Below are 18,666 nucleotides of genomic sequence, written 5' to 3' on the forward strand. Positions count from 1 at the left end.
GCAGTAACAATAATTGATTAGTCGGGGTAAATGCGACGCTTCGTTCTACTGCCGGAACAATCAACCTGGATATCGGCAAACACTTGGGCAAAGGCATCCAGCAGCCCCCGAACGGCTGGCAGCAAGCCGCGTCGGGAAGCGAATACGGCATGCACGATGCCGCAGGCAGGTGGATGATCGGCAAACAACTCCACCAAGCGCCCTTGCTCAATGTCTTGTTCGATCATGACTTGCGGCAACTGGGCGATGCCCACCCCCTGCAAAGCCGCATCGCGCAGGATATTCAGGTCCGAGCTGACCAGCCGCGGGCTATGCCGCACCTCGCGGTACCGGCCTGGTCCGGTCTGCAGCCGCCAGCAATACTCATGGCTGGCGGCGCCCTGACTGACACTGGGTAACCCGGACAACGCCTCAATGCCCGCATCGGCCGCCAGCAGGGCGGCCAGATCCGGATGAGCGACCAGCGCCTGGCCGCTGTGGCCGAGGGTCTTGACCACCAGCCCGTCGTCCTCCAATGGCGGGAAGCGCACGCGCAGCGCGATATCCACCTGCTCAGCGAGCAGATCGACGCGCCGGTTAGTGCTTTCGACATGGACCTCGACTTTGGGATGTTCGGCCATAAAGCGCGCAATCGCCTGATTGACCCCGATGGTTGCAAGCATTGGCGGGCAACTGATGTTTACCCGCCCCTGTGGCTCGGCGCGCGAGCGCATGATCGACTCTTCGGCCGCCTCGGCTTCGACCAGCATCGCCAGGCAATGGGCGTGATAACTGCGGCCACTCTCGGTGACCGCGAACTTGCGCGTGGAGCGCTGGATCAGACGTACACCCAAGCGCTCTTCCAGCCCGGCAATGCGCCGGCTAAGCCTGGATTTGGGAATGCCCAGCTTGCGGCTGGCAGCGGCAAAGCCCTGGCAGTCGACCACCTGGACGAAATAGTAGAGATCGTTGAGATCGAACACCGCAGCACCTTGAACAGGTCGAAGCGGCCATTATGCCAGCGGCCTGCCCGGACAGGCAGGCCTGGCGCGCCCGTTCACTGCGCGGTGAGGAACGCCAGCACCGGCTCACTGAATGCCGCACCGGCTTCGACGCTGGACAGGTGCGCGGCATGCAGGTCGACCTGCTGCGCACCGACGATGCGCTCGCTCATGAAGCGGCCATGTTCAGGGGTGGTCACTGCATCCTGAGTGCCACAGACCACCAGCACCGGCAACCTGATCGAGGCGATCTGCTCACGGTAATCGGCGTCGCGTACCGCCGCGCAGTTGGCGGCGTAACCCTGCGGCGAGGTCTGGGCCAGCATGCCGACCACCGGTTCGACCTTGCCCGGCTCACGGCTGGCAAATTGCGCGGTGAACCAGCGGGCAATCGAGGCATCACGTAGCGCAACCATGGCCGCAGGTCCGTCGCGCAACACGGTCTCGATACGCGGATCCCAGATCTCGGCACTGCCGATCTTCGCTGCGGTGTTGCACAGCACCACCCGGTGCAGGCGCTGCGGGGCGTTGATCGCCAGCCATTGGCCAATCAGGCCGCCCATCGACAGGCCACAGAAATACACCTGGCGGATATCCAGCGCGTCAAGCAAGGCCAGTACGTCACGGCCGTTCTGCTCGATGCTGTACGGGCCTTCGGTGACCAGCGAACGGCCGTGCCCACGAGTGTCGTAGCGCAACACGCGAAAGTGCTCGGTGAACGCCGCGATCTGGTTGTCCCACATGTGCAGGTCAGTGCCCAGTGAATTGGACAGCACCAGCACCGGGGCATTGGCCGGGCCTTCGAGCAGGTAGTTGAGTTCGCCATCGGCAAGTTGCACGGCAGACATTCGCGGCTCCAGATCAGTCAAAAGCTGCACACTAGCGAGGGCACCGGGCTGAGACAATCCACGGGGCGATTATTCGTGCGACTATCGAACAGCTTCGACGCCTGGCAGGTCAATCGGCTTCAGACCAGCAAAAACGCCGACAGCTGCCGCTCCAGCAATACCCAGTCAACCCAGAAGATCTGGTGCGCGATCACGATCAGCCAGAATACGATCTGGAAGGACAGTTTGCGGGTCTTGTGTCGATACAGCTGCTGGGCCAGCAACGCACCGGGCCAGCCACCGAGCAGTTCAATGAGGTGCAAGGTATTTTCGGCAACGCGCTGACCGCCCTGCCCGGCCTGACGCTTGTCGTGCCGATACAGCAGCAAGGCAAGCAGGCTCATCAGCAGGTACAGCGCCGCGCAGACCAGCATGGCACTTTGCGGCCACCTGCCGGCGATGCCTGCCACCGGCAGCGCACACAACCCCAGCCCCACCAGCAGTTTGATGCGTAGCGCACGCACTGGCTGGTGGGGCTGTTGGCGTGGTTGCTGACGCGCAGGCGCCGGGCTGCGTGTGCGGCTCATCAGCCTTGCGCCGTGGACCAGTCGACCCAGCCGAACAGCCAGGTGGCCAGGATCAGCAGACCAAAGGCGATCCGGTACCAGGCGAACAGCGCGTAGCTGTGAGTGGCGATGAACTTCAACAGACCGCGCACGGCGATCATGGCGAAGATGAACGACACCACGAAACCGATGGCGAACACCGGAAAATCAGCCGGCTGGAACAGGTCACGGTACTTGTAGCCTGAATACACCGCTGCACCGACCATGGTCGGCATGGCCAGGAAGAACGAGAACTCGGTGGCCGCCTTGCGCGACAGGCCAAACAGCAGGCCGCCGATGATGGTCGAGCCGGACCGCGAGGTGCCCGGAATCATCGCCAGACACTGGGCACAGCCGATCTTCAGTGCGTCGGTCCATTTCATGTCATCGACCTGCTCGACCTTGATCACATGCTCACGGCGTTCGGCCCAGAGCATGACGATCCCGCCAAGCACCAGCGCCACGGCCACGGTAATCGGGTTGAACAGGTAGTGATGGATCAGGTCGGCAAACAGCACGCCCAGCACCACCGCTGGCATGAAAGCAATCAGCAGGTTGCCGGTGAAGCGCTGCGCCTGGCGCTGACGCGGCAGGCCGAGAACCACCTCGAAGATCTTGCTGCGAAACTCCCAGACCACCGCCAGAATCGCACCGAGCTGGATGATGATGTTGAACGCCATGGCCCGTTCACCACCGAAGCCGATCAGGTCAGCCACAATGATCTGGTGACCGGTACTTGAGATCGGCAAAAATTCCGTCAAACCTTCCACAATGCCCAGAATCAACGCCTGGACGGCGGCCCATACATCCATCATTCCCCCATAGCGGCGTCGCCTGTCGGCACGCCGGTCAGTCTTGTGGTTGGTAAGCAATAGGCGAGCGCCGGACTGCCATGGCCGGCGGCGCGCAAAGCGGGCAAATCCTAGCAGAGGCTGAATCAGTTCGCCTGTCGGCTGGCTGTACGACTGTTACCACACATTTGGGTTCGGCAGGCTCCCTCAAAGTCTGACAACGGCTTACAATCGCCGCCCGTTTCCATTTACCCGCCTTCTGCAAGGAGCCTGCATGTCCGGGATTGAACTGTTCGCTGCCGCACTGGGCGCGCTTGCGGTCTGGCTGACCGTGCGGCAAAACCCGCTGTGCTGGCCGATCGGCCTGGTGATGGTGCTTATCTACAGCTGGATCTTTTTCGATGTGAAGCTGTACTCGGACATGCTTTTGCAACTGGTGTACGCCGTGCTCCAGGTGTATGGGTTCTGGCAATGGACCCGGCATGGCGAGGGGCTGCCGGTGCGTGCAGTCACTGCGCTGGGTAATGGCGCCGTATGGACGGGCCTGGCAATCGGGGCGTTGATCAGCGCCGCACTCGGCGCCGGCATGGCCCACTTTACCGACGCGGCCCAGCCATGGCTGGACGCTGCGCTCACCGGCTTCAGCCTGGTGGCACAAGTGTGGATGGCCCAGAAGCGCCTGCAATGCTGGCCATTGTGGATCGTCCTTGATGTCATTTTCGTCGGTTTTTTCCTTTATAAGGCGCTGTACCTGACCGCAGCGCTGTACGCGCTGTTTACTTTGCTGGCCATCCAGGGCTGGCGTGAGTGGCGCATTGCGATGGTGCCGGCGCGATGAAAGTTCTGGTATTGGCAGGCCCCGAGTCCAGCGGCAAAAGCTGGCTGGCCGGTGAAATTCACGCGCGTTTCGGTGGTGTACAGGTGGGCGAGTACGTGCGCCACTTCATCGACCGCGAAGGCCGTGACACGGTTTATGCCGACATCACGCCCATCGCGCAAGGCCAGCTGGCCTGGGAGGATGCCGCCCGCGCCAGTGCCCCGGCGCTGTTGATTCTCGACACCCACCTGCTGAGCAACATGCTCTGGAGCCGCACGATCTTCAATGACTGCCCGGCCTGGCTGGAAGCTCAACTGCTGGCCCGCCAGTACGATCTGCACCTGCTGCTCAGCCCCAAGGATGTGCCCTGGTGTGACGATGGTCAGCGCTGCCAGCCCGACCTGAACGAGCGCCTGGCATTCTTCGAGGCCAGCCGCCAGTGGCTGCACGCCAACGACCAGCGTTATCAAGTGATTGAAGGTGACTGGCAACTGCGCCATGAGCGGGTCATGCAGGCCGTCAGCGAACTGCTGGGACGCTGATCAGCGAATCTGGTGCTTGTGCAGCAACCGGTAGAAGGTCGGTCGTGAAATCCCCAACACTTTGGCCGCCACGCTGAGATTGTCACTGTGGCGGGTCAGCACATCGCACAGCGCCTGACGTTCGGCTCGTGACTTGTAATCATCCAGGGTGCCCATGGTGCTGGAGATCTCCTCCTCGCCCAGCAGCCCCAGGTCACTGGCCTCTACCTGCCGCCCTTCGGCCAGCACCAGACCCCGTCGCACCCGGTTGGCCAGCTCACGAACATTGCCCGGCCAGTCATGCTTGCCCATTGCGATCAATGCGTCCTGACTGAAGTTACGCGCCCGACGCCCGGTTTCCTGGCTGTAGAAGTGCGCAAAGTAGTTGGCCAGCATCGCCAGATCGCCATGCCGCTCGCGCAACGGCGCGGTGCCGACCTGCAGCACATTGAGCCGGTAGTAGAGATCTTCGCGAAAACGCTTCTTGCGAATCGCGGCTTCCAGGTCGACATGGGTAGCGGCAATCACTCGGACATCCACAGCGACCGGTTCGCTGGCACCTATCCGCTCGATCTGCCGGTCCTGAAGAAAACGCAGCAATTGCCCTTGCGCCTCCAGCGGCAGGTCGCCAATTTCATCCAGAAACAGCGTGCCGCCATTGGCCGACTCGATCTTGCCGATCTTGCGCTCTTGAGCACCGTTGAAGGCGCCCTTCTCGTGGCCGAACAGTTCGGCATGCACCAGATGCTCGGCAATCGCCCCGCAGTGCACGGCCACAAACGGCTGGTTACGCCGTTGTGACTGATTGTGCAGGGTTCGCGCCACCAGTTCCTTGCCGGTCCCGCGCTCACCGCGCACCAGCACCGGAGAGTCGGTCGGTGCCAGCTTGCCGAGCAGCCGCCGCAACTCGCGAATCGGCCGGCTTTCGCCAAGCATTTCCTGGTCAGAAACCTGAACCTGCGCCGCGCCCTGCGCACGCAAGCGGGCCATCCCGTAAGCCCGCCCCAAGGTAACCTGCATCCGGGTAATGTCGAACGGCAGGGTGTGGAAGTCGAAAAACCATTCGCAGACAAAATCACCGACCTTCTCGCGGCGCAGATCTTCGGCGGTCAGCACTGCGATCCATTCGGTATTGCTGCGGGTAATCAGCTCGCGCACGGCTTCAGGATGTTCGAAGTGATAAGGCATCAGGCGGATCAGGCCGACATCACAACCCAGGTTCAGCGCAGACTCCAGTGAACTGCTGTCAACCGCCCAGCCCGCCGCATGCAGCACGGGAATCAGCTGATGACAATCGTCACAGGGATCTACGATCAACAGACGTCGCGTAGGGGCCGGTTCATTCATGGGGTGTATTCCTTGGCGCACGGCGTCGCTTGGATTTATCAAAATTCGCTTTGTAAACAGGATGTTGAAGCTTTGGATTGTTACATTAGCAAAAATTTGACAGTGCCTTGTACCGTTTGGATCTAAGCCTCATAACCAGCGACTGTTTGTGCACTTATACACTTGTGCGGCGGGGAACCTTGCGCGATAGCTACAGTCTTAGTTGCGCCAGCACAAGCGATAAAATTGCGTAGGATTACTACATGACGCTACTCACGTAAAAAATCTGAAAATAAATCGCGAGATGTGTGACTTGTGATGTTCGACAGACATCAACATCAATAAGCAGCCGATTGGTGAGCCCACCGACGAGACTGCATTGGACTGATTGGGCTCTTTTGAGGAATAGACCATGAACGCCCCACTGCGCTTTAATGATGCACTGTTGATTGCTGGCAAAGCCTTCCATCCCTTCAAATGCGTGGCCTGGGGCCCGCAAGATGGCAGCGGCGAAATCAGCCTGACCGTGCTCGACCGCTTCAGCGCACGTATCGGACGCCAACAACTTCCACGCGGCACCTACTCCGATCCCGTGCAACTGGCCAATGCCTTGCAACAGGCTCGTGAAGAACTAAGCCGCGATGGCCACGCACTTCAGCCTTGGACCATGCCAGCCTGAAGTTCAAGTAACTGACGACTCAGTTACTTTAAAAGTGGCGTTTGGCAATGATCAAACGCCACTTTTAGCGGCACGTTTACGCGCCATCAAACAGCACATTGCTGGACAAAAAGTACCCCCCCCATCATCGACAGCACTTATACCTGGGGCGAACCACGCAGCGCGACGGTGAGTCTGCGTTACGATTTTTGATCACGACTGCCTGCGTGCAACAACGCAAAACAGGGCGAACTTGAATCGCATCACCCAAGACGCCTTATCTGCCAGCGCACCATCAAAGGTGCGCTGCAATCATTTCGTATCCTCGGATCTCATCCCATCCAGCAACAGCCAGCTTTTGCAAGACAATCCACTGCCAACACTCAAAACCTGTTGGATCGCGCATTGGCGGCTTGATTGACCTGCTTATCCCTGAGCCCTACAGTGAGAAGCACCTTATGAAGGTCCTCACCGTCAGAGCACGGCGATGATGCAGAAGCCGACTGAAAAACCACTTGCCCGACTGGCACAGTTTTACAAATACACCTCTCATGCCGAGCGCGAAGCGTTTTATGCCGAGGTGCAGCGTCGTGCCGCGGCTGAGCAGCAGCAAATCATCGATAAGGCTAACGCTATCCGCGCAGCACACAACACCAACTCGCCGGTCTGACGCCCTTGTTACATACCCTCGCCATCGAAAACTATCGCTCCCTGCACAGCCTGCAACTCTCGCTGGGCAAATTGACGGTGGTCACCGGAACCAACGGCAGCGGCAAGTCCAACCTGTATCGCGCCCTGCGCCTGCTGGCAGAGACCGCCCAGGACGGGGTGGTGCAAGGTATTGCTCGCGAGGGTGGGCTGGATTCATGTTTCTGGGCGGGACCGGAGACGTTTTCCAAGGCCGTGTTACGCGGTGAGGCTCCGGTGCAAGGCCTGCACCGCCGTACGCCACAACGCATGCGCCTGGGGTTTGCCGGTGAGGACTTCAGTTACGCGCTAAGCCTGGGTCTGCCGGAGTCCAATTCCGGCGAAGGCCGTCTCAGCCCGTCACTGTTCAGCCGCGACCCACAGATCAAGCGCGAGGTGATCTGGGCAGGTCCCGTGTATCGCCCGGCCGCCGTACTGGTGGAGCGCAAAGGCCCGAACGTGCGGATGCGTGACAACCGCGAATGGCGCAGCTTGAGCAACCGCCTGCCAGAGTTTTACAGCCTGTTCGATACCGGTGGCAGCCTGGACTGCCCGGAGATCGAAGCCCTGCGCAATCAGCTGCGCGACTGGCGTTTCTACGATCATTTCCGCACCGACAACGCGGCGCCGGCACGCCAGCCACAGGTGGGCACCCGCACCCCGGTGTTGCACCACAGTGGCCGCGATCTGGCCGCAGCGCTGCAGACCATTCGTGAGATTGGCGATCCGCAAGCGCTGGATGCCGCCATCGACGATGCGTTTCCCGGCTCCACCATGCAAATCCAGGTGCGCGATGGTCTGTTCATCCTCGCGTTGCAACAACCGGGCATGCTGCGTCCGCTGCTGGTCAGTGAGCTTTCCGACGGCACCCTGCGTTATCTGCTGCTGGTCGCCGCCCTGCTCACCCCGCGCCCGCCCGCGCTAATGGTGCTCAACGAACCGGAAAGCAGCCTGCATCCGGACTTGCTTCCAGCATTGGCCCGGCTGATCGCTCAAGCGGCGACGCGCAGTCAGGTCTGGGTGGTGTCGCACTCCAGCCGCCTGGTCGCCGCGCTGGAGCAATCGCCGGATTGTGTCAGTCTGGTGCTGGAAAAGGAGCTGGGCCAGACCCGAGTGCAAGGGCGGCATGGTTTGCTGGATGGGCCGGCGTGGCAGTGGCCGGCGTGAACGCGGGGATGGACCTTGGTGTGGCGGCACTCCGACGCAAAGGCCAGTAAAACCAGGACATTTGCTGTGAATGTCATGACCCCTTCGCGACCAAAGTCGCTCCCACATGTGCACTATCTGATATACGAAGACGCGGTATCAGGCATATCGCAGATCCTCTACGTGCCGGTACTCGACCCTCAACCCATCCGCCAGCGCCCTTGCCCGCCCCAGCCGGATCGGCCCGGTCTCGATATCCACCAGCAACCCCGGGCAATCGAACACCGGCAAGGCTGGCAACTGCGCGAGACGTCCATCGGTCAGCACCAACAACCGTTGCTGCTCTGCAGGATGACACTTGCGCCGTTGGCTCAGCCACTGCGCCGCTTGGTGTAGCGCTTCAGCCAGCGGGGTACCGCCGCCCGCGCCTAGGCTGTCGAGCCAGGGTTGCAAAGCGCGTGAAGCCTTGAGCCCTTGATGCTGCCAGCGTGGCTGACTGCCGCTGGCGGTAAGCAATGCCAGGCGAGCCCGGCGGCGGTAGGCATCGTCGAAGGTCTGTGCCAAGACGCCTTTGGCCAGGCTCAGCCCCTGATTGCGCCGGGTCGAGGCCGAGGCGTCGACCACCACCAGCAGCAGTTCTTGCGGGCGCTGGCTGCGCGGCTGGCGGATCAGGTCACGGGCGGCTTCGGGCCGGCCACGCAACAATGTCGGCAGCCAGGCAATTGGCCCATGCTGCCCAGCCCGTGCGGCGCCAAGTCGGCCACCGGCCAGTGTGCCGCGCCTGGGGCTGGCATCCGCCCCCTTGGCCTGACGGGGACGAATGCCTAGGGCTTTTTTGGCCAGCTCGGCACTTGCCGGCGCTGCGCGGTGGGCACATTCTGCGCCGGTAATTCACCCCAGCTGCCCTGGCCTGAATCCTGCTGTTCTGGCTGATTACCCGGGTTGGAATGCGATCTGGACTCGGTAGCAGAATCTTCAATAGGGGTGGTATTACGACGACGATGACGCAAGGCGAACTCAGCCACTGCGTCGATATCTTCCTCGCTAATCGCCTCGCCGCCGCGCCAGGCGGCGTGAGCGCGGGCAGCGCGCAGCCAGACCAGGTCGGCCCGCAAGCCATCGACCCCGGCGGCAAAACACCGTTGGTTAATCCGGTTCAGGCTCTGCTCGTCCAGCTCAATGCGGTTGAGCCGCTCACGGGCCGTTGCACAGCGTTGTTGCAGCGCCTGTTGCTCGCCTTGCCATTGAGCGCAGAAAGCCTGCGGGTCGCTGTCGAACTGCAAACGGCGGCGGATGATCTGCCCGCGCTCGGTCGGTGGCGTCTGGCCGCTGAGGGCTACGTTAAGGCCAAAGCGGTCGAGCAGTTGCGGACGCAACTCGCCCTCCTCCGGGTTCATCGTACCGATCAGGATGAAGCGCGCTGCGTGGCGATGGGAAATGCCGTCACGCTCCACCAGGTTAGTGCCACTGGCCGCGACGTCGAGCAGTAAATCCACCAGGTGATCGGCCAGCAGGTTGACCTCATCGACATACAGCACCCCGCCATCGGCCTTGGCCAATACACCGGCAGAGAACTGCGCCCTGCCCTGGCCCAGCGCCGCGTCCAGGTCGAGGGTGCCGACCAGACGCTCTTCACTGGCGCCCAGCGGCAGCGTGACAAACGCACCGCCTGCCAGCAGGTCAGCCAGGCCACGGGCCAGGGTCGATTTGGCCATGCCCCGTGGGCCTTCGATGAGTACCCCGCCGATTTTCGGGTCGATGGCGGTCAGACACAACGCCAGCTTTAGCTGATCGGCCCCAACCACCGCCGCCAGCGGGAAGTGTGGGGCGACATCGGCCAGATCAATAGGGGTGGTATTAAGCACGATTCAATTCTCTTCAATATCCAGCAGCAAGGTTTCCAGCGCTTCACGATAGTCGCCCGGCGCCTGCCACAGGCCGCGCTGCTGGGCTTCGAGCATGCGCTCGGTCATGTCGCGCAGCGCGTCAGGGTTGTGTTGCTGAATGAACTCACGGGTTGCGCCGTCCAGCAGATAAGCGTCGGCCAGCAACTCGTACTGGTGGTCGTCGATCAGTTCAGTCGTGGCATCGAAACCGAACAGGAAATCCAGGGTCGCAGCCATCTCGAAGGCGCCTTTATAACCGTGGCGCTTCACGCCGTCGATCCACTTCGGGTTAGCCGCCCGAGAACGGATCACCCGGTTCAGCTCCTCTTTGAGGGTACGGATCTTCGGCAAGTCGGGCTGGCTATGATCGCCGTGGTAGCTGGCAGTCTTGGCGCCGCGCAGGGTGTCGGCAGCGGCGAGCATGCCGCCCTGGAACTGGTAATAGTCATTGGAATCGAGCAAGTCATGCTCGCGATTGTCCTGATTTTGCAGCACCGCCTCGACCTGCGACAGGCGTCGGGCAAAATCCTGGCGGGCCGGCGTGCCGTCATCACTGGCGCCGTAGGCGTAACCGCCCCAGTTCAGGTATACCTCGGCCAGGTCGTCACGGCTCTGCCACAGGCGAGCGTCAATAGCACCCTGCACGCCTGCCCCATAAGCGCCGGGCTTGGCGCCGAAAATCCGCCAGCCGGCCTGACGTGCAGCCTGCTCGGCATCCATGCCGCTGGCTTGCAGCTCAAGACGCTCCTGGCGCACCCGGGCAGCGAGCGGGTTCATGTCGTCAGGCTCATCCAGCGCCGCCACCGCCTGCACGGCAGCATCGAACAGCTTGATCAGGCTGGCGAACGCATCGCGAAAGAACCCCGATACCCGCAGGGTCACATCCACCCGCGGCCGATCAAGCAAGCTCAGCGGCAGGATTTCGAAGTCATCGACCCGCTGGCTGCCGGTCGCCCACACCGGACGTACGCCCATCAGGGCCATGGCCTGGGCGATGTCGTCGCCACCGGTGCGCATGGTCGCCGTGCCCCATACCGACAGGCCCAGTTGGCGCAGGTAGTCGCCATGGTCTTGCAGATGCCGCTCCAGCAACAGGCTGGCGGACTGAAAGCCGATGCGCCAGGCGGTCGGGGTCGGCAGATTGCGCACATCGACACTGAAGAAATTGCGCCCGGTCGGCAGTACGTCCAGCCGCCCGCGGCTCGGCGCACCGCTGGGGCCGGCCGGCACGAAACGCCCGGCCAGGGCGTCGAGCAGCCCTTGCATCTCGGCCGGCCCGCAAGCATCCAGGCGCGGCGCCACCAGCTCGCGCAGGTGCTCCAGAATCAACTGCAGGTCTTCGTGCTGCGGTACATCAAGCAGCGCCTGGCCGGCGGTGACCCGCTCGATCAGGCCGGCGGCGTACAATTCGAGCCGCTCGCGACTGTCACCCAAGGTGCGCCATGGATCATCACTGAGCGCCCGCAAGGCGGCCGGGCGCGGATGCTCGCACGGTTCGGCCAACGCACAGTCGAGCGGGTCAAAGCCCAGGCCGAAGGCCTTGGCCAGGGCGCGCAACAGGCTCGAGCGTGCGCCGCGACCGTCACCCCGCGGGATGCGCAGCAAGGCCAGTAAAGTGTCGGTCCGCAGGCGGCCACTGGGCGACTCGCCAAACACATGCAGGCCGTCGCGGATCTGCGACTCCTTCAAGTCACACAGATAAGTGTCCAGCCGCGGCAACCACAGCGCGGCATCCTCTTCGGCGTTGCTCGACGCCTGCAGCCCCAATTCCTGATCCAGCCGGGTGTCGCGCACCCGTTGCAGAATCTGCTTTTGCAGCTCGCGGGCACGGCGCGGGTCGAGCAGTTGCGCTTCGTAATATTCGTCAGCCAGCAGCTCAAGGTCGCGCAACGGCCCGTAGGTCTCGGCGCGGGTCAATGGCGGCATCAGGTGATCGATGATCACCGCCTGGGTACGCCGCTTGGCCTGGGCGCCCTCGCCCGGGTCATTGACGATGAACGGATAGATATTGGGCGTGGGGCCAAGAATCGCATCAGGCCAACACTCGGCCGACAGCCCTACGCCTTTACCCGGCAGCCATTCCAGGTTGCCGTGTTTGCCGACATGAATCACCGCATGCATGCCATAGGCCTTGCGCAGCCAGAAGTAGAACGCCAGATAACCATGCGGCGGTGTCAGGTCGGGGTCGTGGTAAACGGCGCTCGGATCGACCTGATAACCCCGCGCCGGCTGAATACCGACGAAGGTCAGGCCCAGGCGGATGCCGGCGATCATCATCCGTCCGCTGCGAAACATCGGGTCAGCCTGCGGCGCGCCCCAGCGCTCAGTCACGGCCGCCTGATTGGCGCTCGACAGTTGCGCAAAGGCCTGCAGGTACTCGTCCAGCGCCATGCTTTGCTGGCAGGGGCGCAGGTCCAGGGTTTCCAGGTCGTTGGTCACGCCACCGAGCAACTGCTGGATCAGTTCGGTGCCGCTGGCGGGCAGGTCCTGCACCGGATAGCCCTGCTGCTGCATGGCGCGCAGGATATTCAGCGCCGCCGCCGGGGTATCCAGACCGACACCGTTGCCGATACGCCCATCGCGGGTCGGGTAGTTGGCCAGAATCAGTGCAACACGCTTGTCGGCATTGGCCAGCCGGGCCAGTTGCGCCCAGTTGTGCGCCAGGGCAGCGACAAAGTCCATGCGCTCTGGCTGGGCGCGGTAGCAGACCACATCAGACTGGCTGCGCTCGCTGCGCCAGGCCAGGTCCTTGAAACTGATCGGCCGGCTGATGATGCGCCCGTCCAGTTCCGGCAAGGCGATGTGCATGGCCAGGTCGCGGGACCCCAGGCCCAGCTCGCTGGCCTGCCAGGCCGGCTCGTTGTCTTGTGCGCAAATGGCCTGGATCACCGGGATATTGCGGCGAAACGGGCGCAGATGCGGCGCTTCCGGGCTGGACTGGGCAAAGCCGGTGGTGTTCAGAATCAGCGCGGCATCGACTTGGTCCAGCCAGTCTTCGACCACGCTCAGGCAGCCAGGCTCCTTCAGGCTGGCGACGGCAATCGGCAGCGGATTCAGGCCCTGAGCCTGTAAACGGGCGCAAAACAGGTCGATAAAACCGGTATTGGCCGCCTGCAAGTGCGAGCGGTAGAACAGCAGCGCCGCCACCGGCGTGGCGCTGTCCCAGTCGGCTTGCCAAGCGGCCAGCTCGGTGGTGCCGTGCTGCGGATGATAAATCGCGGTGCGCGGCAAGGCCTGCGGTTCCTGCCAAGGGTAACGGCGCTGCAACCAGTGGCTGGCCACGCAATGGAACAGGTTCAGCGCGTTATCCAGCCCGCCCTGACGCAGGTACTGCCAGAGTCGGTCACGCTCGGCGGCCGGCACCGTGGAAAGGTCGGCAAGCTCCGGGTCCGGGCGATCATCACCGGGCACCAGGATCACCTGCACGCCGCGCCCGGCCAGCTCCATCAGCCGCTCGACGCCGTAGCGCCAATAGCCAATGCCGCCGTGCAGCGAGATCAGGATCAACCGTGCATGCTGCAGCACGTCTTCGACATACAGATCGACCGACGCATGGTTCTGGACCTGCATCGGGTTGGCCAGGCGCAGGCTCGGGTAGTCATCCGGCAGTTGCCGGGCGGCTTCGGCCAGCAGCGCGAGGCTGGAGTCACCGCTGCAGAGAATCACCAGCTCGGCGGGGGTCTGGCCGAGATCGGCAATGCTGTCGTCGGGTACAAAGCCGCCGGGCTGGGTTCGCAGCAGGTGCATGGGTCAGCCGGCCAGGGCCGCGTTCAGGCGCGCTTCAAGCTGAGCGGCGTCCAGTTCCTGACCGATCAGCACCAGTTGCGTGGCGCGCTCTTCATCGGCCCGCCAGGCGCGGTCGAAGTGTTTGTCAAAGCGCGTACCCACGCCCTGAATCAGCAAGCGCATCGGTTTGCCAGGGATCGCCGCGAAGCCCTTGACGCGCAGGATGCCGTACTCGACCACCAATTGATTAAGGGCACTGAGCAACACAGCTTCTTCGGCTTGCGGCAGCTTGATGGAGATCGAGTCGAAAGCGTCGTGATCGTGATCGTCATCCTCCTCACCGTCATGGTGAGAATCATGGTGAGTCTTGCGCCCGTCGATGTGCAGTTCAGACTCGGCGCCAACCCCCAGCAGAACGTTGAGCGGCAGGCGGCCGTTGCTGGCTTCGATGACCTTGACCGCCGGCGGCAGTTCTTCAGCCACTTCGGCGCGCACGGCGGCCAGACCGTCAGCGTCGATCATGTCGGCCTTGTTGAGGATGACCAGATCAGCGCTGGCCAGTTGGTCGGCAAACAGCTCGTGCAGCGGCGACTCATGGTCCAGGTTAGGGTCGAGCTTGCGCTGCGCATCGACCTGATCGGGGTAGGCGGCAAAAGTGCCGGCCTTGACCGCCGGGCTGTCGACCACGGTGATCACCGCGTCAACGGTGCAGGCGTTGCGGATTTCCGGCCACTGGAAAGCTTGTACCAACGGCTTGGGCAGCGCCAGGCCGCTGGTTTCGATCAGGATATGGTCCAGGTCGCCACGCCGCTCGACCAGTTCGCGCATCACCGGGAAGAACTCTTCCTGCACGGTGCAGCACAGGCAGCCATTGGCCAGTTCGTAAACCCGACCGCTGGCTTCTTCTTCGGTACAACCGATGGTGCACTGCTTGAGGATTTCACCGTCGATGCCCAACTCGCCAAATTCGTTGACGATCACCGCGATACGGCGCCCTTCGGCGTTGTCGAGCATATGCCGCAGCAAGGTGGTTTTACCCGAGCCGAGAAAGCCGGTAACGATGGTGACGGGAAGCTTGGCCAGTGTTTTCATCGGATGCCCTTTGGCAATACGGCGGGCAAGCAGGACGACAGCGGCGCATGGCTCGCTGGAGATCGCCACCGGATCACCCCGCCCGGTTGTAGTGAGAATGCTTAGAGGCAGGTCTCCTGGCTTGCGGGGAGCCTTGAACTTCAAGGCATTCACTGCGCCTTCCCGCTCGTTGAGCAGTGGCACGGCAGCGAACATGACCGCTTACAGTTGCGGGGGCAGCTGCGGACTTTCCAGATCTGGGACCGCATTCCCGTCTTAGCCTCACTCGCGCAAGGAACCTCAAGGCCGCAAGGCTACGCAGTGGGCACCGGCAGGTCAACGCCGAGATTGACGTTACTGACCGCCCATGCTCTGCTACACACCTTGTTACGGGTGCCCCTCACGGGGTGAAACGGGAAACCGGTGCTGCTCAGGTCCATTGACCAGACAAAGTCCGGTGCTGCCCCCGCAACGGTAAGCGAGCGAAAGGTCTATCCACTGTGCATACGCGCGGGAAGGCGATCTTTGTCAGACACCCTGTGTGTCCCTCGCAAGCCCGGAGACCGGCCCGCAATCACTTTATTGGACAACCCCGCGGTGGGCGGGCGCCGTCGATGCCTGCCATTTTCATGGTGGGGTTGGTGCGCATGCCTGCCCGTTTCACAACAAGAGGCCAGTGTCATGTCGAGCATCAGCAGCAGCCAGTCGGTCACCACCCCCGCCACTCTCAGCCAGCGCCTGACGGCCGCCATCGGCGCTGTCGTCATCGGTTGCAGCCTGGTGTATTTCGCCGGTTTCTCGCATATCGATGCGGTGCACAACGCCGCCCACGATACGCGCCACAGCGCCGCCTTCCCGTGCCATTGATCGAGAGCCCGTCATGTTCAAGCGCATCCTGCACACCGCAGGTTTCAGCGGCCTGCTCGCCGCCCTGCTGCTGACCCTGGTGCAAAGCCTGTGGGTCACGCCGCTGATTCTTGAGGCAGAAACCTTCGAGCAAGCCCCAGCCGCCCAAGAGCACAGCCATGCGGGCGAACCAGGGGCGGCCCATAGCCACGAACACGACGCCGAAGCCTGGGAGCCTGAAGACGGCTGGCAGCGGCTGCTGTCGACCACCGGCGGTAATCTGGTGGTGGCGGTCGGGTTTGCCCTGATGCTGGCAGGCCTGTATACCCTGCGCGCGCCGAACAGCACGGCGCAGGGCGCGTTCTGGGGACTGGCCGGCTTTGCCGTGTTCGTCCTGGCCCCGACCCTCGGCCTGCCGCCTGAATTGCCGGGCACCGCGGCGGCCGAACTGGGCCAGCGCCAGACCTGGTGGATCTCCACCGCTGCCGCCACGGCCGCGGGTCTGGCACTGATGGTGTTTGGCCAAAGCCTATGGCTGAAACTGCTGGGCGCTGCCTGGCTGATCGCCCCGCATCTGTTCGGTGCGCCGCAGCCGGTCGAGCATTCGAGCCTGGCACCCGAGGCGCTGGAATCGCAGTTCATCATCGCCTCGCTGGTGACCAACGTAGTGTTCTGGGTTGCCCTGGGCACCGTCAGTGCCTGGCTGTTCCGCCGCAGCCATGGCCGCCAGTCCTGACAGCTGCATGGCGATCGGGCTGGGCTGTCATCAGGACTGCCCGGCCGAGGCGCTGCTGGCGTTGATTGAAGCCAGCCTGGCGCAACACGGCCTGACCCTGGACGCCGTCAGCGGCCTGGCTTCAATCGACAAACGCCGCCAGACCCCAGGCTTATTGCAATTGGCCGGGCAGTTGCAGTTGCCTCTGGTATTTTTCAGCGCTGCGCAATTGCAGGCGTTCGAGCCGCAGTTGACTCATCGCTCGGCGCTGACTTTGACCCATACCGGCTGTTATGGGGTGGCTGAAAGCGCGGCGCTGGCCCTTGCCAGCCAGCTAGGCAATGCCCCTGCGCGGCTGTTGATCGAGTACCGCAAGACTCGCCAGGCGACATTTGCCTTGGCGATTAGCGCCTTTGACCAGCACCCTTGAATTTCTATAGCCTGTGAGGGCCCTTTCGCGAGCAGAGCTCGCTCCCACAAAGCACTCGCCGTCTTGTTCTGGAGTAACGATTGACTGTCTATTTCATCGGCGCCGGCCCCGGCGATCCGGAGCTGATTACCGTCAAAGGCCAGCGTTTGATTCGTAGCTGCCCGGTCATTATTTATGCCGGCTCGCTGGTGCCGGTGGCGGTCCTGGAGGGCCATGGCGCCAGCCAGGTGGTCAATAGCGCCGAATTACACCTCGAACAGATCATTGCCTTGATGAAATCTGCTCATGCACAGGGCCAGGATGTGGCCCGCGTGCATTCCGGCGACCCGAGCCTGTATGGCGCGATCGGCGAGCAGATTCGCTGCCTGCGTGAACTGCAGATTCCATTCGAAATCATCCCCGGCGTCACCGCCACCGCCGCCTGTGCGGCGTTGCTGGAAACCGAGCTGACGCTGCCGGACATTGCCCAAAGCGTGATCCTGACCCGCTACGCCGACACCTCACCGATGCCGGTCGGCGAAGCGCTGGCCGACCTGGCACGCCACGGCACAACCATGGCGATTCACCTGGGGATCAAGAATATCGGGCGGATTGTTGAAGAGCTGCTACCGCATTATGGCGTCGACTGCCCGATTGCAGTGGTGCACCGCGCCAGCTGGCCGGACCAGGACTGGGTGCGCGGCACGCTGGCCGATATCGAGGCAAAGGTGCAGGCCAAAGGCTTTCGGCGCACGGCATTGATCGTTGTAGGGCGGGTGCTGGCGGCAGACAGCTTTGCCGAGTCGGCGCTGTATCGGGCCGGGCATGCGCATCTGTACCGGCCTTGAGGGCTCGGAAGGCTAACGTCAACACTGTTCTGTTAAGCACCACAGAGGGCATGCAGTACCTAACGTAGGAGCTGCTTTAGCAGCGAAAACATGCTTAATGCTTCGCGGCTGAAGCCGCTCCTACGAGCATGGGAAACACCAGACAACAATCAGTAGTAGGCGTTTTCTTTCTGGGTGTGGTCGGTCACGTCACGCACCCCGTGCAGCTCGGGAATGCGCTCGAGCAAGGTGCGCTCGATACCTTCCTTGAGGGTTACGTCCGCCTGGCCACAGCCCTGGCAGCCACCGCCGAATTGCAGCACGGCAATGTTCTGCTCGCCCTCTTCCACCACGTCGATCAGGCTGACCTGGCCGCCGTGGCTGGCGAGCCCTGGATTGATCTCGGTTTGCAGGTAGTAGTTGATGCGCTCGTTGATCGGGCTGTCGGCATTGACCATCGGCACCTTGGCGTTGGGCGCCTTGATGGTCAGCTGGCCGCCCATGCGATCAGTGGCGTAATCGACCACCGCGTCGTCCAGAAAGGCTTCGCTGAAGCCGTCAATCCAGGCGGTGAAGCGCTTGAGGCCCAGGGCCTTGTCTTCTGGCTTCTCTTCGCCGGGCTTGCAGTAGGCGATGCAGGTCTCGGCATATTGAGTGCCGGGCTGGGTGATGAAAACACGGATGCCTATACCGGGGGTATTCTGCTTTTCCAGCAGATCAGCCAGGTAGTCGTGGGCAGCATCAGTTATGGTTATGGCGGTCATGAACATTCCTCGCAGACTTGCCGGGAGTTTACGCCAATCGAGGGCGGCGCACAAAACCTAGTGC

At 62.6% G+C, this 18,666-nt stretch carries 19 protein-coding genes and 2 riboswitches; of the genes, 9 read left to right on the forward strand and 10 right to left on the reverse strand.

Annotation, left to right across the window (positions count from 1 at the left end; genetic code table 11):
• Positions 1 to 17 precede the first annotated feature (17 nt).
• The 4 genes from NJC38_RS06905 to NJC38_RS06920 all read right to left on the reverse strand — a co-directional run bounded on the left by NJC38_RS06905 (position 18) and on the right by NJC38_RS06920 (position 3,224).
• The gene (locus tag NJC38_RS06905) at positions 18 to 962 is read right to left on the reverse strand and encodes a LysR substrate-binding domain-containing protein (protein ID WP_366855583.1); all 945 of its coding nucleotides are present in this window, start codon (positions 960 to 962) and stop codon (positions 18 to 20) included.
• Positions 963 to 1,036: 74 nt separating this feature from the next.
• Complete coding sequence (pcaD, locus tag NJC38_RS06910) at positions 1,037 to 1,828, reverse strand: 3-oxoadipate enol-lactonase (protein ID WP_253112486.1); 792 nt, start codon at positions 1,826 to 1,828, stop codon at positions 1,037 to 1,039.
• 119 nt (positions 1,829 to 1,947) lie between these two features.
• Complete coding sequence (locus NJC38_RS06915) at positions 1,948 to 2,394, reverse strand: DUF1294 domain-containing protein (protein WP_253112489.1); 447 nt, start codon at positions 2,392 to 2,394, stop codon at positions 1,948 to 1,950.
• Complete coding sequence (locus tag NJC38_RS06920; protein ID WP_045490981.1) at positions 2,394 to 3,224, reverse strand: undecaprenyl-diphosphate phosphatase; 831 nt, start codon at positions 3,222 to 3,224, stop codon at positions 2,394 to 2,396. The genes NJC38_RS06915 and NJC38_RS06920 overlap by 1 nt, the downstream gene beginning before the upstream one ends.
• Positions 3,225 to 3,477: 253 nt before the next feature.
• On the opposite strand from NJC38_RS06920, the gene pnuC reads away from it, so the two are divergent.
• Entirely contained in the window at positions 3,478 to 4,041 is a 564-nt protein-coding gene (gene pnuC, locus NJC38_RS06925; protein WP_253112492.1) for a nicotinamide riboside transporter PnuC, read from the forward strand.
• Positions 4,038 to 4,562, forward strand: a complete 525-nt coding sequence (locus NJC38_RS06930) for an AAA family ATPase (RefSeq protein WP_045490975.1) — start codon at positions 4,038 to 4,040, stop codon at positions 4,560 to 4,562. The genes pnuC and NJC38_RS06930 overlap by 4 nt, the downstream gene beginning before the upstream one ends.
• On the opposite strand, the gene NJC38_RS06935 is transcribed toward NJC38_RS06930, so the two are convergent.
• Complete coding sequence (locus NJC38_RS06935) at positions 4,563 to 5,888, reverse strand: sigma-54 dependent transcriptional regulator (RefSeq protein ID WP_045490973.1); 1,326 nt, start codon at positions 5,886 to 5,888, stop codon at positions 4,563 to 4,565. It lies immediately after the preceding gene.
• A gap of 391 nt (positions 5,889 to 6,279) precedes the next feature.
• Between NJC38_RS06935 and NJC38_RS06940 the strand changes: the two genes are divergently transcribed.
• The 3 genes from NJC38_RS06940 to NJC38_RS06950 all read left to right on the forward strand — a co-directional run bounded on the left by NJC38_RS06940 (position 6,280) and on the right by NJC38_RS06950 (position 8,379).
• Entirely contained in the window at positions 6,280 to 6,546 is a 267-nt protein-coding gene (locus tag NJC38_RS06940; protein ID WP_045490971.1) for a hypothetical protein, read from the forward strand.
• A 466-nt stretch (positions 6,547 to 7,012) separates the two neighbouring features.
• The gene (locus NJC38_RS06945) at positions 7,013 to 7,195 is read left to right on the forward strand and encodes a hypothetical protein (RefSeq protein WP_045490969.1); all 183 of its coding nucleotides are present in this window, start codon (positions 7,013 to 7,015) and stop codon (positions 7,193 to 7,195) included.
• A 5-nt stretch (positions 7,196 to 7,200) separates the two neighbouring features.
• Complete coding sequence (locus tag NJC38_RS06950; RefSeq protein WP_253112495.1) at positions 7,201 to 8,379, forward strand: AAA family ATPase; 1,179 nt, start codon at positions 7,201 to 7,203, stop codon at positions 8,377 to 8,379.
• Between the two features lie 138 nt (positions 8,380 to 8,517).
• Here NJC38_RS06950 and NJC38_RS06955 read toward each other — a convergent pair whose 3' ends face one another.
• Genes NJC38_RS06955 through cobW form a run of 4 tightly spaced genes read right to left on the reverse strand, consistent with a single transcriptional unit; the run spans position 8,518 to position 15,062 of the window.
• The gene (locus NJC38_RS06955; protein WP_253113007.1) at positions 8,518 to 9,129 is read right to left on the reverse strand and encodes a VWA domain-containing protein; all 612 of its coding nucleotides are present in this window, start codon (positions 9,127 to 9,129) and stop codon (positions 8,518 to 8,520) included.
• Between the two features lie 53 nt (positions 9,130 to 9,182).
• Positions 9,183 to 10,199 (reverse strand): AAA family ATPase, encoded by a 1,017-nt coding sequence (locus NJC38_RS06960; RefSeq protein ID WP_253113010.1) that lies wholly within the window; start codon positions 10,197 to 10,199, stop codon positions 9,183 to 9,185.
• Between the two features lie 27 nt (positions 10,200 to 10,226).
• Positions 10,227 to 13,991, reverse strand: coding sequence for a cobaltochelatase subunit CobN (cobN, locus tag NJC38_RS06965; protein WP_253112498.1), 3,765 nt, complete (start codon positions 13,989 to 13,991; stop codon positions 10,227 to 10,229).
• A gap of 3 nt (positions 13,992 to 13,994) precedes the next feature.
• Positions 13,995 to 15,062, reverse strand: coding sequence for a cobalamin biosynthesis protein CobW (cobW, locus tag NJC38_RS06970; protein ID WP_045494723.1), 1,068 nt, complete (start codon positions 15,060 to 15,062; stop codon positions 13,995 to 13,997).
• Positions 15,063 to 15,150: 88 nt separating this feature from the next.
• Positions 15,151 to 15,359: riboswitch (cobalamin riboswitch) on the reverse strand.
• Positions 15,360 to 15,415: 56 nt separating this feature from the next.
• A riboswitch (cobalamin riboswitch) is annotated at positions 15,416 to 15,628 on the forward strand.
• 94 nt (positions 15,629 to 15,722) lie between these two features.
• Here cobW and NJC38_RS06975 point away from each other — a divergent pair.
• From NJC38_RS06975 to cobM, 4 genes are all read left to right on the forward strand, one after another.
• Entirely contained in the window at positions 15,723 to 15,908 is a 186-nt protein-coding gene (locus NJC38_RS06975; RefSeq protein WP_045490958.1) for a CbtB domain-containing protein, read from the forward strand.
• Positions 15,909 to 15,921: 13 nt separating this feature from the next.
• Positions 15,922 to 16,623 (forward strand): CbtA family protein, encoded by a 702-nt coding sequence (locus NJC38_RS06980; protein WP_253112502.1) that lies wholly within the window; start codon positions 15,922 to 15,924, stop codon positions 16,621 to 16,623.
• 7 nt (positions 16,624 to 16,630) lie between these two features.
• Positions 16,631 to 17,032 carry a cobalamin biosynthesis protein gene (locus NJC38_RS06985; protein WP_231906454.1) on the forward strand — a complete coding sequence of 134 codons (402 nt, stop codon included), beginning with the start codon at positions 16,631 to 16,633 and terminating at the stop codon, positions 17,030 to 17,032.
• Positions 17,033 to 17,112: 80 nt separating this feature from the next.
• Entirely contained in the window at positions 17,113 to 17,859 is a 747-nt protein-coding gene (gene cobM, locus NJC38_RS06990) for a precorrin-4 C(11)-methyltransferase (protein ID WP_253112504.1), read from the forward strand.
• A 149-nt stretch (positions 17,860 to 18,008) separates the two neighbouring features.
• On the opposite strand, the gene nfuA is transcribed toward cobM, so the two are convergent.
• Positions 18,009 to 18,602, reverse strand: coding sequence for a Fe-S biogenesis protein NfuA (nfuA, locus tag NJC38_RS06995; protein ID WP_045490950.1), 594 nt, complete (start codon positions 18,600 to 18,602; stop codon positions 18,009 to 18,011).
• Between the last annotated feature and the right edge of the window lie 64 nt (positions 18,603 to 18,666).

Origin of the sequence: Pseudomonas sp. 21LCFQ010, assembly GCF_024129905.1 — a bacterium.
Classification (GTDB): Bacteria; Pseudomonadota; Gammaproteobacteria; order Pseudomonadales; family Pseudomonadaceae; genus Aquipseudomonas.

Excerpts from the sequence above, each read along its gene's own strand:
- pcaD (WP_253112486.1), bottom strand. The coding sequence starts at position 1,828 with ATGTCTGCCGTGCAACTTGCCGATGGCGAACTCAACTACCTGCTCGAA.
- NJC38_RS06915 (WP_253112489.1), bottom strand. The coding sequence starts at position 2,394 with ATGAGCCGCACACGCAGCCCGGCGCCTGCGCGTCAGCAACCACGCCAA.
- NJC38_RS06920 (WP_045490981.1), bottom strand. The coding sequence starts at position 3,224 with ATGGATGTATGGGCCGCCGTCCAGGCGTTGATTCTGGGCATTGTGGAA.
- pnuC (WP_253112492.1), top strand. The coding sequence starts at position 3,478 with ATGTCCGGGATTGAACTGTTCGCTGCCGCACTGGGCGCGCTTGCGGTC.
- NJC38_RS06930 (WP_045490975.1), top strand. The coding sequence starts at position 4,038 with ATGAAAGTTCTGGTATTGGCAGGCCCCGAGTCCAGCGGCAAAAGCTGG.
- NJC38_RS06935 (WP_045490973.1), bottom strand. The coding sequence starts at position 5,888 with ATGAATGAACCGGCCCCTACGCGACGTCTGTTGATCGTAGATCCCTGT.
- NJC38_RS06940 (WP_045490971.1), top strand. The coding sequence starts at position 6,280 with ATGAACGCCCCACTGCGCTTTAATGATGCACTGTTGATTGCTGGCAAA.
- NJC38_RS06945 (WP_045490969.1), top strand. The coding sequence starts at position 7,013 with ATGATGCAGAAGCCGACTGAAAAACCACTTGCCCGACTGGCACAGTTT.
- cobN (WP_253112498.1), bottom strand. The coding sequence starts at position 13,991 with ATGCACCTGCTGCGAACCCAGCCCGGCGGCTTTGTACCCGACGACAGC.
- cobW (WP_045494723.1), bottom strand. The coding sequence starts at position 15,062 with ATGAAAACACTGGCCAAGCTTCCCGTCACCATCGTTACCGGCTTTCTC.
- NJC38_RS06975 (WP_045490958.1), top strand. The coding sequence starts at position 15,723 with ATGTCGAGCATCAGCAGCAGCCAGTCGGTCACCACCCCCGCCACTCTC.
- NJC38_RS06980 (WP_253112502.1), top strand. The coding sequence starts at position 15,922 with ATGTTCAAGCGCATCCTGCACACCGCAGGTTTCAGCGGCCTGCTCGCC.
- NJC38_RS06985 (WP_231906454.1), top strand. The coding sequence starts at position 16,631 with ATGGCGATCGGGCTGGGCTGTCATCAGGACTGCCCGGCCGAGGCGCTG.
- nfuA (WP_045490950.1), bottom strand. The coding sequence starts at position 18,602 with ATGACCGCCATAACCATAACTGATGCTGCCCACGACTACCTGGCTGAT.